At 70.4% G+C, this 12758-nt stretch carries 10 protein-coding genes; 6 read left to right on the top strand and 4 right to left on the bottom strand.

Annotated elements, in window-relative coordinates:
- Positions 1 to 165 precede the first annotated feature (165 nt).
- Genes B141_RS44075 through B141_RS0132715 form a run of 3 tightly spaced genes read right to left on the bottom strand, consistent with a single transcriptional unit; the run spans position 166 to position 4249 of the window.
- Positions 166 to 1032, bottom strand: a complete 867-nt coding sequence (locus B141_RS44075) for an SWIM zinc finger family protein (RefSeq protein ID WP_020579408.1) — start codon at positions 1030 to 1032, stop codon at positions 166 to 168.
- Positions 1029 to 3845 carry a DEAD/DEAH box helicase gene (locus tag B141_RS0132720; RefSeq protein WP_020579407.1) on the bottom strand — a complete coding sequence of 939 codons (2817 nt, stop codon included), beginning with the start codon at positions 3843 to 3845 and terminating at the stop codon, positions 1029 to 1031. Before B141_RS0132720 ends, B141_RS44075 begins: the two co-directional genes overlap by 4 nt.
- Positions 3842 to 4249, bottom strand: coding sequence for a nitroreductase family deazaflavin-dependent oxidoreductase (locus tag B141_RS0132715; protein WP_020579406.1), 408 nt, complete (start codon positions 4247 to 4249; stop codon positions 3842 to 3844). The genes B141_RS0132720 and B141_RS0132715 overlap by 4 nt, the downstream gene beginning before the upstream one ends.
- A 142-nt stretch (positions 4250 to 4391) precedes the next feature.
- On the opposite strand from B141_RS0132715, the gene B141_RS0132710 reads away from it, so the two are divergent.
- Both B141_RS0132710 and B141_RS0132705 read left to right on the top strand, forming a co-directional pair.
- A complete protein-coding gene (locus B141_RS0132710) occupies positions 4392 to 5195 on the top strand; it encodes a TetR/AcrR family transcriptional regulator (RefSeq protein WP_026257772.1) in 804 nt (267 codons plus the stop codon).
- 78 nt (positions 5196 to 5273) lie between these two features.
- Positions 5274 to 6014, top strand: coding sequence for a GNAT family N-acetyltransferase (locus tag B141_RS0132705; protein ID WP_020579404.1), 741 nt, complete (start codon positions 5274 to 5276; stop codon positions 6012 to 6014).
- Between the two features lie 120 nt (positions 6015 to 6134).
- On the opposite strand, the gene B141_RS51005 is transcribed toward B141_RS0132705, so the two are convergent.
- On the bottom strand, positions 6135 to 7991 hold the full coding sequence (locus B141_RS51005) for a serine/threonine-protein kinase (RefSeq protein ID WP_020579403.1): 1857 nt from the start codon (positions 7989 to 7991) through the stop codon (positions 6135 to 6137).
- Between the two features lie 185 nt (positions 7992 to 8176).
- On the opposite strand from B141_RS51005, the gene B141_RS0132695 reads away from it, so the two are divergent.
- From B141_RS0132695 to B141_RS0132680, 4 genes are all read left to right on the top strand, one after another.
- Entirely contained in the window at positions 8177 to 10360 is a 2184-nt protein-coding gene (locus B141_RS0132695; protein ID WP_020579402.1) for a GMC family oxidoreductase, read from the top strand.
- Between the two features lie 155 nt (positions 10361 to 10515).
- Positions 10516 to 10908, top strand: a complete 393-nt coding sequence (locus B141_RS0132690) for a group I truncated hemoglobin (protein ID WP_020579401.1) — start codon at positions 10516 to 10518, stop codon at positions 10906 to 10908.
- 5 nt (positions 10909 to 10913) lie between these two features.
- Positions 10914 to 12086, top strand: coding sequence for a globin domain-containing protein (locus B141_RS0132685; RefSeq protein ID WP_020579400.1), 1173 nt, complete (start codon positions 10914 to 10916; stop codon positions 12084 to 12086).
- Entirely contained in the window at positions 12083 to 12757 is a 675-nt protein-coding gene (locus B141_RS0132680) for a DivIVA domain-containing protein (RefSeq protein ID WP_020579399.1), read from the top strand. Before B141_RS0132685 ends, B141_RS0132680 begins: the two co-directional genes overlap by 4 nt.
- Position 12758 lies beyond the last annotated feature (1 nt).

Here is a 12758-nt window from a genome sequence, read left to right as displayed (position 1 = left end):
GTTGCTTATCCGTACGTGAGACAAATGGCCGCCGTAGCGCGCCTCGAACCGCGGGTCGTCTGGATGATGAGACATGTGGCCGCGAGTCCAAGAATCATGAAGGATTCTGGTCAAATAGCGACGAAAATCCTTCATGATCATGGCCGGGGCGCCTCGCACAAACCTCTATTCGCGCTCGACATGCTCAAGGGCTTCGAGTCCGGCCTGACCCGCCTGCTCCCAGGCACGGATGGCGCGGGCCCATTCGGAGGACGGTCGCCCGCTCGCCTCCTCCAGCCGGGCGGAAAGCCGAGGGTCCTGGTGGGTCGCCGCCAGGCGTACGCCGTCCCGCCAACGGTCACGCGGATACGTCAGCTCGCCCGGGTCGGCCGCGGCGAGGAGTGCACCGGCCCGCGCGGCCGCATCCTTGACCAGCCACGCCAGCCCTTCCGGATCAATGCCCGGCGCCGACGCATTGCGCCGCGCCAGCTCATCCAGAAACTCCCGCTCCCCCCGCCCGCGCATCAGGAGCAGCACGAACGGGTCCTCGTCCAGGAGCCACGACCCTTGGTACGACAAGGCGGCGGCATGCTTGCACGGAAGCTCCCAGTCGGGGCAGCTGCACTCGGGTTCGAGGTCGCCGACACTGGGCAACAGGCGAACGCCCGCATCGGCGGCCGCGTGCACCAGGTCATGCGGCATGTCCTTGTCGAGAAGCGCCGCGAGGTGCCCGGCCTTCCGCGCCACCTCGTCGAGGAACCGCTCCCACTCGGCGTCGGTCAGCTCCGTCACATAGACGACGGTGTCGTACGGCAGATGCTGGTTGCCGTCGTGTACGGGCGCGGCGATCCGGCCAGGGCTGACCGTGATCGTGCCAACGTGTCCGAGGGAGGCGTACCTGCGTCCCCGCCGTAACTGCTCCCCGTCGAGCGAGGTCTCCTCCATCGCGCTCACCCAGGCCCGGGCCCACCACGACTGGCCGCGGGTCGACCTGCGCCGGCCTCGTTGGGGTACGAAGGCGGGGAATCCCCGCACCCGGTCGTCGTCACTCATCGCTTCGTACCCCCACGGCTCGCATCGCTGGCGTTAGTGCCGGCCTGGAGTTCGATCAGGTCGGCGAGTTCGGTGTCTGACAGCTCGGTCAGCGCCGCCTCGCCCACGCTCAACACCGCCTCCGCGAGTGCGCGCTTGGCCTGGAGCATCGCGGCGATCCGGTCCTCGACCGTGCCCTCGGCGATCAACCGGTGAACCTGCACGGGCCGGGTCTGGCCGATGCGGTAGGCCCGGTCCGTGGCCTGCGCCTCGACCGCGGGATTCCACCAGCGGTCGTAATGGATGACGTGGTCGGCACGGGTGAGGTTGAGTCCGGTGCCGGCGGCCTTCAGGGAGAGCAGGAAGACGGGCGCACCGTCCGGGCTCGCCTGGAACCGACGCACCATCTCGTCCCGCTGCCGGACGGGCGTGCCGCCGTGGAGCAGCTGCGCGGGGACGCCCCGCTTGTCCAGGTGCTGGTGGAGGAGCCGCGCCATGGCGACGTACTGCGTGAAGACCAGCACCGCGCCGTCCTCCGCGAGGATCGTGTCGAGGAGTTCGTCGAGCAACTCGAGCTTCCCCGACCGGGCGTCAAGGCGGCCTGGCGGATCCTCCTTGAGGTACTGCGCCGGGTGGTTGCAGATCTGCTTCAACGACGTGAGCAACGCCAGGATGAGGCCGCGCCGCTCCATCCCGGTGGAGGCCTGGATCCGCGCCATCGTCTCGCGTACGCAGGCTTCGTACAACGCCGCCTGCTCCCGCGTCAGCGCGACCAGCTGGTCGGTCTCGGTCTTGGGTGGCAGCTCCGGTGCGATGCCCGGGTCGGACTTACGGCGGCGCAGCAGGAACGGACGAACCAACCGGGACAGGCGGTCCAGCTCGCCAGGCGGTGAGTCAGGGCCGGCGTCGCCAGCTCCGGACCAGCGGGCCCGGAAGGCGCCCAGCGGACCGAGCAGGCCGGGGGTGGTCCAGTCGAGGATCGCCCAGAGTTCGGAGAGGGAGTTCTCCACGGGTGTGCCGGTGAGCGCGATCCGGGCGCCCGCGGGGCCCAGGCTGTCGCTCACCCGGCGCAGCGCCTTGGCGGTGTCTGACGTGGGGTTCTTCACGTGCTGCGCCTCGTCGGCGACGATCAGCCCCCACTGATGGGCGCCGAGCCGGTCGGCGTCGAGTCGCATCGTGCCGTACGTCGTGAGAACGAAGCCCTCCTCGGCCCCCGCGAGCGACCGGTCAGCCCCGTGAAACCTGCGTACCGGCGTTCCCGGCGCGAACCGCGTGATCTCCCGCTCCCAGTTACCGAGCAGGGATGCCGGGCAGACGACCAGCGTGGGACCGGGCTCGCCCTGCCGATGCAGATGGAGCGCGATGAGCGTGATCGTCTTGCCGAGGCCCATGTCGTCGGCGAGACAGCAGCCCAGCCCCAGCGAGGTCATGCGGACCAACCACCGAAGGCCCCGCAGCTGGTAGTCGCGCAGGGTGGCGGCCAGGCCCGCGGGTGCTTGGACCGGCTCGACGGCCGCACCCTCCCTGTCGGGATCGGCGATCCGTGCCCGCAACGCCTCGAGCCAGCCCGTCGCCGCGACCTGGACGCGTTCGCCCTCGACCTCTGCCGTGCCCGCGAGGGTGGCGGCGAGCGCGTCGATCGCGGTCAGCGGTTTCAACACCCGCTCCCGGGCCTTGCGGCGAAGTCCCGGGTCGACCAGCATCCACTGGTCGCGAAGGCGTACGACCGGGCGGTGGGTTTCGGCGAGCAGCTCCAGCTCCGCCTCGGTGAGCGGCTCGCCCCGCAACGCCACCTGCCAGTCGAACCTCAGCAGCTGGTCGCCGCCGAAGAACGTGGGAACGCCGGTGGGATCGGGCTGACGGCCGGCGATCGCGGTGCCGGCGTCCGCGGTGCCGACGACGGCGGTCGCGGTCAGCTCCCGTCCCAGGGACTTCGGCCAGTGCACCTCGACGCCCATCGCGGCCAGACGGGCGCCCGCATCACCGAGGAGTTCGGCGACCTCCTCGTCGGCGAGCGCGACCTGCGCCGGAACGGCCTCCTCCAGCAGCCGCCCCAGCGGCGCCCACACTCCCGCGATCCTCCGGACCGCGAGCACCGTGTCGATCCGAGCCCGCGCCCCGAAGTCCACGGGAACACCGCCCTCCGCCGACCACAGTGCGCCAGCCTCGATGACGCGCGCCGGATCGGCCAGGCTGTGCAGTTGTACGACGGCCCGGAAGGCCACCTCCTCCGCCTGCCCACCGTGTGCGCCTGAGGGCTCCGTCATGTCCACGCGCAGCGAGACCCGGAACCCGGCCGGCTCGTCGACAGGCATGGTCGGGCCGGCCGCGAGCTCGGCCGCCCACCCTCGCATCTCAGGAACCCGCTGCGGCTCGACGGCGGCGAAGGCCGGGCCACCAGCCGCCCATTCCGAGGCCGGCGTGCGCGCCAGGCTGTCCGCCACCGCGTCAAGGAAGGCGTGCAGGAGTTCCGGCGTGGTCGACACCGTCGCGGCCAGCTCCCGGATCCGAGCACTGTCGGCCGGCTCCAGCGGTCCGACCCGCCAGGCGTCGAACCCGTAGACAGAGACCGCGGGCAGCATGCGGCCACCGGCCACCAACCGCAGCGCGACGACCGTGGCCGCACCCCAGAACGCCACGGTCGGGTGGGCGGTCGGCGCCCACCGATCCCGGGTAGCCCGCAGCAGCGTGGGCACCGCGTCGCCGACCGGGAGGCGTACGACACCGCCGTCCGACTCCTGGAAGATCACCGTTCCAGCGCGCGGTGGATCCGAGGGTTCGAACACCACCGCGCAGCCCAGCAACTCCTCGCTCCGCAGCTCGATGACACTCACCCGGCCGAGTCGATCCGGAACACCGCGCAGCGGCCGGCGAGCGCCTCGAACTCCTCCGGCGTGCCCTTGTCCACCAAGCCCGCGTCTCTCATCATCGAGACGCCGCTGGGGACCTCGCGCGAGAACGCGGACAGCACCGGCCGCGCCTCCTCGACCGGTAGCTCCACGAGCCGCACGTGCTCCTTGCGGCGACCGCTGGAGAGTGTGCCGACGCCGGCGGCGCGGGCGTTCTTGACCCAGTCGGCGCCCGGGAACCCGCCCACGACGTACCTCCCCCCCTCCAGCGTCATCAGCGTGATCGGGGTCGTACGCGGCTTCCCGCTGCGCCGCCCCACCACGGTCAGGAGCCGCATCCCGCCGAGGCTGAAGCCGCCCCGCTGCAGGGCGATGAACAGTTTGTTCATGGGTTTGAGCCAGCGCGGCGGCGAGGGATTCGGTGCTGCGGACTGCATGCGGGGTGGCCTCCGGAGGGCGGTAGACGGCTTGCTATCGTACGGCGTACGGTACAGGGTACGGTACGCCGCCAAACTCGGGGGGCCCACGCAGATGACGATCGAGCACACCAGCGCCGGAGACCCGGCCCGCAGCCTGGCCCTGCTGTGGCGGACCCGGGAGCGGTCGAGCCGCAAGGGCAAACCCGAGCTGAACGTCGACCGGATCGTGCGGGCCGCGATCGACCTCGCCGACAGCGACGGGCTGGGCGCGCTGTCGATGCGACGGGTCGCCGAGCGGCTCGGCGTCGGAACGATGTCGCTGTACACCTACGTTCCCGGCAAGGCCGAGCTCATCGACGTCATGGTCGACACGGTGTACGCCGAGCCGGCGAGCGACGCCGCGAGCACCGGCGAGACCCAGGACACTCACGACACCGGAACGGGCGGCGGCTGGCGCGATCGGCTCGAGCGGGTTGCCCGGCAGAACTGGTCGCTCCTGCAACGGCACCCCTGGCTGCTACAGGTCGGGACGGCTCGTCCGGTGCTGGGTCCGAACGCGATCGCGAAGTACGACCACGAACTCCGGACCGTCGACGGCATCGGGCTCACCGACCTCGAGATGGACGCGGTCCTCACCCTCGTCGCCGGACACGTCGAAGCCACCGCACGCCTTGCCGTGGAAGTCGGTCAGACCGCCCGGCTCACCGACCTGACCGACGAGCAGTGGTGGTCAGCACACGCCCCGATCCTCGCCAGGATGAGCGACGCCAGCAGGTATCCGGCAGCGTCGAGGGTCGGCCAGGCGGTGGGAGCGGCGTACGGCTCGGTGCACGACCCCACCCAGGCGTTCGAGTTCGGACTGCAACGCATCCTTGACGGCATCCAGACGCTCGTCGAGTCCCGCTCCCCCGCATAGCGCCCGCCGGACAGCGCCTGGTTGCAGCGCCTGATTAATGGCGGGCGTCGCCGCACCGCCCCTGGATACACTCCGCCGGTGCACATTACGACCCTCACCGAGCGCCCGGAACTCTCCGACCCGATGGCCCGGATGCCCGACACCTGGCCGGAGTTCATCCTGAACGACCCGGTGGGCTGGGCACACTTCGGCCGGCTCGCCGCCACTTTCCCGGACTTCACGCTGGTGGCCACCGACGAGAACGCCGAGGTCGTGGCCCGCGGCCACAGCGTGCCCTTCGCGCTGGCGGCACCAGGCCGGGGTGCCCTGCCGCCGACCGGCTGGGATCAGGTGCTGATGTGGGCGTTCTCCGACCAACGCCGAGACATCCAGCCCGACATCGTGAGCGCCATCGACATCACGATCCGGGCCGACTACCAAGGTCGCGGCCTCTCCAGCGCCATGGTCGCCGCGATTCGCGACAACGCCGGGGCACGTGGCTTCAAGGAACTCATCGCGCCGGTACGTCCCACCGCGAAGCACCTCGAGCCCGCGACACCCATGCGGGAGTACGCGTTCCGGACCCGCGAGGACGGGCTGCCGGGCGACCCCTGGCTGCGTACCCACGTCCGCGCGGGTGGAGTGATCGACTCGATCGCGCCGGCCTCGATGGTGGTCGCCGGCTCGCTGGACCAGTGGCGGGCGTGGACGGGTCTGCCGTTCGACGCCGACGGGCTGGTGGAGGTGCCGGGTGCCCTGGTGCCCGTGCACTGCATGGCCAGCCACGACTATGCGGCGTACGTCGAACCAAACGTGTGGATCCGCCACGCCCTCACCTGACCGGGCCTGGTCGAGTTGTCAGAGGTTTCTCGGCCTCTTGGCCGACATTCCTATGACAACCCGGGGTTGCCCTCTGGTCGGGGGCGATGACACACCTGAAACGGGGCCTACCGGGCCGCCTCAGAGGATGCTTGACGCGTCGATGAGCCAGCGGCCGTTCTGCTGGATGAGCGAGAACACCCGGCGCTCCCGAACCGTCGAGCCGCTCCTGCGGGTGTAGGTCACCGTCGCCTCGACCCGGTTGCCCCTCGCCACGACGTTGGACGCCCCCACCGCTCGCATCCCCGACCAGAAACCGCGGTAACTGGCGAAGCCACCCGCCTGCCTCTGGTACCTCGGGGACAGCCGGGACCAGCCGCCCTGGAGGTTCCCGGGCATGAGCGCGTAGTAGTCGCTGACCGCCTGGGCACGCGACGTCGCGGGAGCGGTGGTACGCGGGGAGGGCGTCCTGCTCGGCGTGGGATTCGCGGACGTCGGGACGCTGGCCGTCGGGCTCGTCGGCGCGGGCGTGGTGCGTGCCGGCCGGCTGGGCGGCGCTGGTGAGGGTGTCGTCGTGCGGTGCGTGCTGGCCGACGTACGGGGAGTACCCGACACGGCGGGTTCGGCATTGCGGTCAGTGCGCACCCGATCGAAGGCCATCGCCAGCGAGACTCCGGCGACGACGAGGACCGCCGCCACGCCGATCGTCAACCAGAGCAGGCGTTTGCGGCTCCCCTGCTCCTGATCGCCGCTCTGCTCCTGCTCGCCGCTCTGCCCCGGGTGGCCCGGCTGCTCCGGATCCGCGAACTGTTCCTGGTCAGGGATTCCTTCCCCGTCAGGGATTCGTTCCGGGTCAGGGATCGGGTCCGCGTCCCTGCTCACTACTGTTTCGTTGCCCTGTTTCGGGTCGCTCGCAGGTTCGTCGGTGCTTCCCTGTTCCGCGTGAGTGGTGACGGCAGGCAAGTCCTCGTTGGTGGCTTCGTTGGTGGCGGCCCCGTCCTCAGCCGGCTCGGCTTTGACTTCGGCTTCAGCAGGCGCCGCCGCCACCACCGTCGGCTCGCTCGCCATCACAGTGGGCGAAGCCTCGACCACCGTCTCGGGCTTCTCGGGGCGCGCGAGGGTGACGGTTTCCTGCCAGTTCGCGGGTACGGCGGACAGCCCCCGCGCGGCGGAGAGGCGAGCGGCGGCGATCGAGGCGAGAGCCCGGCCCGCCACCCACGCCGACGGCCGGTACCGGGGGCTGGGATTGAGCAGATCGTGGAGCAGTCGGGTCAACGGACCCGCCTGCCGGGGCGGATCGAACTGCCCGGAGGCGACGCGATACAGGAGGGCGATGGCGTTGTCGCTCGGCCCGAACGGCGGCCGTCCCTCGACCGCCGTGTAGAGCGTCGACCCGAGCGAGAAGATGTCGGAGGCGAAGGTGGCCGACTGGCCCCTCGCCACCTCGGGCGAGAGGTAGGCGGGCGTACCTGAGATGAGTCCGGTCGCGGTCACCGTGACGTCGCCGGGTGCGCGGGCGATCCCGAAGTCAGCGATCTTGACCGTGCCGTTGTCGGCCATCAGCACGTTGCCGGGCTTGATGTCGCGGTGCACCACGCCGGCCGCGTGCGCCGACGCCAGCGCGGTCGCGGCCTGCGCGCCGATGTGGGCCACTTCCTCAGGCGAAAGCCTGCCCCGCTCGGCGAGCACCTCCGACAAACTCTTGGAAGGGAGATACTCCATGACCAGGCAGGGGTGGCCATCATCCTCGACAACGTCGAAGATCGCGATGACGTTCGGGTGCTGGATGCGCGCGGCGATCCGGCTCTCGCGCATCGCCCGGAGCTTGGCTTCCTCAGCCTGGCTGCCGGTGAGATAGGCCGGAAGGAGAAGGCGTTTGACCGCCACCTCGCGGTTCAGGCGTTCATCATGCGCCCGCCAAACGACTCCCATCCCGCCACTTCCGAGCCGATCGTTCAGGCGGTAACGGCCAGCAATCAGCTGGTCGCCCTCGCTCATGTCCACTCCCCATCCCACTGCCCCGAGGCGACGCCGACCTGCGGGCAGCCTGACAGCAGGCGCCTGTGATGTCGGATCGCGTTCGGGGGACCTCCCCACCCAAACTGAAAGCCTAGTCGCCGTACCCAAACACCTTGTCCGCCGGTTCAACGACTGGACACCCCACGGCAGGAGGAACGACCACGATGACCGAGGCCCACGACGTGGAACGCCTGGTCGAGCACCCGGCGCTGCGGACCCTCGTCGACCGGCTGATCCCGGCCGACACGAGTCCCTCCGGTTGGGAGGCGGGCGTCGGCGACTTCCTCCAGCGGATCCTGCTGACCGAACTCCCTGACCGCGTACCCCTCATCGCCGCTGGCCTTGCCGGCCTCGACGAGGAGGCGCGGCTGGGCTACGGCGCGGCGGGATTCGCCGCTCTCGACGCCGACCAGTGCGACGAGATTCTGGCCCGGCTCCGCACGGGCGACCCCCGTGCCACCTGGTCGACCCCGCCGGCGGAGTTCGTCCAGTTGATGATTTCCCTTACCACACAAGGGTTCTACGCCGATCCCGGTAACGGCGGTAACCGGGACGCGGTCTCCTGGCGGATGGTCGGCTTCCAGCCGCTGCGGCCCGGCACGACGGTGACGCCCCCGGCCGACCAGCGCCCCGACCTACCTGGGTTCGACGAGGTCCGGTCGCATTACGACGCCGTGGTGGTGGGGGTTGGCGCCGGTGGTGGCGTGGCCGCCTGCCTGCTCGCGGAAGCGGGCTACCACGTCCTTGCGGTGGAACGCGGAGACTGGCTCTCCACCGGCGACCTGCGCGGTGACCACCTGCGCAGCCACCGCGCGTTGTTCGGCTACGCCCAGGTCGCGGGGCCGCCGGCCGCGGGCAACCCACGGGTGTACGCGGTCGATGGTGAACACACGATCGCGCCCACCGACCCGCGGTGGAACAACAACGCGATGACCGTGGGCGGCGGGACCCGGGTGTACGGCGCCCAGGCCTGGCGGTTCGTGCCGGCGGACTTCGTGATGGCCAGCACGTACGGCGTGCCCGCGGGGAGTTCGATGGCGGACTGGCCGATCTCCTACGACGACCTGGAGCCCTACTACGACCGCGCGGAATGGGAACTCGGGGTGGCCGGAGACCCGCACGGACTTACCGGCGCGGGTCGGCGGGCACGGGGCTACCCGCTGCCGCCCGTGGCGGGGAACCTCTCCGGCGCCCGGCTCGCGGCGGGGGCACGCAGCCTCGGCTGGTCGACGGGCCGCGTCCCGCTGCTCATCAACTCCCGCCCCTTCAACGGGCGGCCGGCCTGCGTGCGGTGCGGCCAGTGCGTCGGCTTCGGCTGCCCCGAGGACGCCAAGAACGGCAGCCACAACACGGTCGTGCCGCGCGCCCTCGCGACCGGCCGCTGCGACCTGCTCACCGGAACGCGGGTCGAACGCGTGGTCACCTCCGACGACGGCCGGGTGAGCGGAGTCGCCCTGGTGACCAGCCTCAATAGCGAGGCGGGGGTGGGCCCGGACGGGCGAGGCCCGAGCGGGGCCGGAACCACACCGGTACGCCGGCGTACCATCACCGCCGACCAGGTGATCCTCGCCGCCGGCGCCATCGAGACCGCTCGGCTCCTGCTCGTCAGCGGTTCCGCTCGCGAGCCGCACGGCCTGGGCAACAACCACGACCAGGTGGGACGCCACCTGCAGGGGCACGTCTATGCCGGCGCGCTCGGGGTGTTCGAGGACGTCGTGCAGGACAGCACCGGCCCGGGTCCCACCATCGCGACCCACGACTTCCGGCACGGCAACGATGGGATGGTCGGCGGCGGGATGCTGGCCAACGACTTCGTCCCGATGCCGCTGGCGACGTACGCCATGCTGACCTCGACCGGCCTGATCCCGGCGTACGGCCCGGCGGCCAAGGACGGGATGCGGGAGTCCTACCAGCGGACGACGCTCGTGATGGGCCCCCTCCAGGAGACACCGAGTCCGCACTCACGGGTCACCGTGGACCCGCGGGTGAGGGATGAGTTCGGGATCCCGGTGGCGCGGCTGTCAGGTGGCGTTCTGGACGTCGACCGGCCGACCGCGCGGATGCTCCAGCAGCGGGCGGTCGAATGGCTCGCCGCGAGTGGCGCGGTCCGGACCGCCCCGACCGGTGGTGTGGGGCGCGGACCCAGCGCGGGACAACATCAGGCGGGGACCTGCCGGATGGGCTCGGACCCCGCGACCTCCGTGGTCGACCCGCACGGTCGGGTCTGGGGACACGCCAACCTCCGCATCGCCGACGGCTCGATCCACGTGACCAACGGCGGGGTCAACCCGGTGCTCACCATCTTCGCCAATTCCTATCGCGTCACCGACCTGCTCATCAGGGGGTGACCGGCGACGCCGACATCCTGCCCTATTCGTCGCGATCACGCGCTACGGCGACACCCCGACCAATCTGGGCATACCGGTCGCGAGGTTGCGCCTCTCCACAAAGCGCTGGTAGCAATTGCGTGATCACGGGGGCCGGAACGAGACGAAGGACCCCCATGGCCAAGCACGTTTCCGAATCGACCACGCCGAGTGACTACGACCGGATCGGCGGTGCGTCCGCGGTGGGAGCGGTGGTCGAGCGCTTTTACGAACTCGTGCGCAGCGATCCGAAGCTCGATCCTTTCTTCACCACGGTTGACATGCCGCGCCTCAAGCGCCATCAGGTTCTGCTCATCTCGCAGGTGCTGGGCGGCCCCGCGGAGTACGCCGGCAAAGACCTGAGCACCGCACACGCCGACCTGAAGATCACTCGCGCGGACTTCCAGTTGGTGGCGAGCTACCTGGTCACCGCCCTGGAGGAGGCGAACGTCGATCCAGACATCATCGGACGCGTCGGCGGCGCACTCGCCACCACCGAGAAAGACGTCGTCAACGTCGGAGTCATCTGATCGTCATGGATACGGCCGCGTTACAAGAGAGCTGGCAGCAGGTCGCCAAATCCGGTGACGAGGTGCCGCTGTTCTTCTATTCACACCTGTTCCTCTCCCATCCCGATCTCCGGGCGATGTTCCCCATCTCCATGTCGGCGCAGCGGGACAAGCTCGTCGGCGCGCTCGGCCGGGTTGTGAGCAACGTCGAGCACCTGGATGACGTGGTGCCGTTCATCCAGCAACTCGGTCGGGATCATCGACGGTTCTCGGTCATCGCGGAGCACTACAGCGCCGTGGGTGCGTCGTTGCTCGCGACGCTGCGGCACTTCCTCGGACCGGCGTGGACGGAAGGGCTCGCCGCCGACTGGGCGGCGGCGTACGGCCTCATCGCCAAGGTGATGGTGCAGGCGGCGGAGGAAGCAGCGGCTACCACCCCGGCCTGGTGGTCGGCGGACATCGTCTCCGTGGAACGCCGGACGATGGATGTGACGGTGCTGCAGCTGCGCCCCCAGCAGCCGTACCCCTTCGTCCCCGGCCAGTCGTTCGCGATGGAGGTGCCCCAGCGGCCGCGACTGTGGCGCTACTACAGCCCGGCCAACGCTCCCCGCGAGGACGGCTCGCTCGAGCTCCACGTGCAGCTGGTGGACGGCGGACAGGTCAGTGGCGCGATCGTCCGCTCCAGCCGGGTCGGCGAGACCGTCCGTCTCGGCGCCCCGGTCGGTGAGCGGTTGACCCGGCCGGACGGCGAGCACCGCGACATCCTGATGGTCGCGGGCGGGACCGGCCTCGCGCCACTGCGCGCGGTGCTCGAACAGATCGACCGCGACTGGCAGGCACACGGGAGCGGCCCCAACGTGCGGCTCTTCCACGGCGCCCGGATGCCGTGGAACCTCTACGAGCGCGAGCGCCTGTCACAGCTCAGCCAGCGGCCGTGGTTCCAATACGCCGGCGTCGTCTCGGACGACACCTCCTATCCCGGCCCACGCGGTCTGGTCGGCACTGCCGCGGCTCGCAGCCAGTCCTGGCACGGATGGTCTGCGATGGTCTGCGGGGCACCGCAGATGGTCGAGCACACGGTGTCCGAGCTGACCCGCGCGGGGATCCGGCGAAGCGCCATCAAGTACGAGGAGTTTTCTCCGTACGGCGACAGCAACCGTCCACAGGATGAAGCCAGCAGGCCAGGTGACGAGAAGTGACAGATATCTCCCGCATTCCCGCTGCCTCACGCAGATCCCCCGGTGCGGTCCGTAACGCGACCTTCTCCCACCGGATCCGTGGCCTGGACGAAACCGAGGTCCGCGAGTTCCTGGACATCCTGGCGTCCGAGATCGAGGCGGCCGACGCAGAGCGCGGCGCTCTGCGCGCCGAGATCGACCGGCTGCGGAGGGCCGTGAGGGCCGAGCAGACCCAGACCCAGACGCAGGAGCCCACCGAGATCAATTCGCATGCGGTGGCGTTGTTCAGCCAGGCCCAGCAGGTCGCCGACCGTCTGGTGGCCGAGGCCGTCCAGCATGCTCGCGACCTGATGACCGCGGCCCGGGCCCAGCAGCGGGAGATCCTGCAGCAGGCACAGAATGCCGCCGACGCCGCCGAGGCCGCCGCACGGGAGGCGCCGCCCATGGCGGGCACCGATGGGGCGGCGCGTGGCTACGCCACGCCGATACCGGAGGTGGAGTACGTCCGGACGTTCGCCCGGGTCGCACAGGTGCAGCTGCGTTCAGTGCTGGATGCGCTGGCCGAGCAGGTCGACAAACTCGGCGACGTCCCCCAACTGACCGGCGGCCGTGAACTCACTTCGGACAGCGAAGTGAACTGGCACGCGGAACTCGACCAGCTTCCGCAGTTCCCCACCGACCGTCGCCCGTGAC

This window comes from Actinopolymorpha alba DSM 45243, from assembly GCF_000373925.1.
GTDB lineage: Bacteria > Actinomycetota > Actinomycetes > Propionibacteriales > Actinopolymorphaceae > Actinopolymorpha > Actinopolymorpha alba.
This window is presented reverse-complemented; position numbering and strand designations above follow the sequence as displayed.

Excerpts from the sequence above, each read along its gene's own strand:
- B141_RS0132695 (WP_020579402.1), top strand. The coding sequence starts at position 8,177 with ATGACCGAGGCCCACGACGTGGAACGCCTGGTCGAGCACCCGGCGCTG.
- B141_RS51005 (WP_020579403.1), bottom strand. The coding sequence starts at position 7,991 with ATGAGCGAGGGCGACCAGCTGATTGCTGGCCGTTACCGCCTGAACGAT.
- B141_RS0132715 (WP_020579406.1), bottom strand. The coding sequence starts at position 4,249 with ATGAACAAACTGTTCATCGCCCTGCAGCGGGGCGGCTTCAGCCTCGGC.
- B141_RS0132685 (WP_020579400.1), top strand. The coding sequence starts at position 10,914 with ATGGATACGGCCGCGTTACAAGAGAGCTGGCAGCAGGTCGCCAAATCC.
- B141_RS0132690 (WP_020579401.1), top strand. The coding sequence starts at position 10,516 with ATGGCCAAGCACGTTTCCGAATCGACCACGCCGAGTGACTACGACCGG.
- B141_RS0132710 (WP_026257772.1), top strand. The coding sequence starts at position 4,392 with ATGACGATCGAGCACACCAGCGCCGGAGACCCGGCCCGCAGCCTGGCC.
- B141_RS44075 (WP_020579408.1), bottom strand. The coding sequence starts at position 1,032 with ATGAGTGACGACGACCGGGTGCGGGGATTCCCCGCCTTCGTACCCCAA.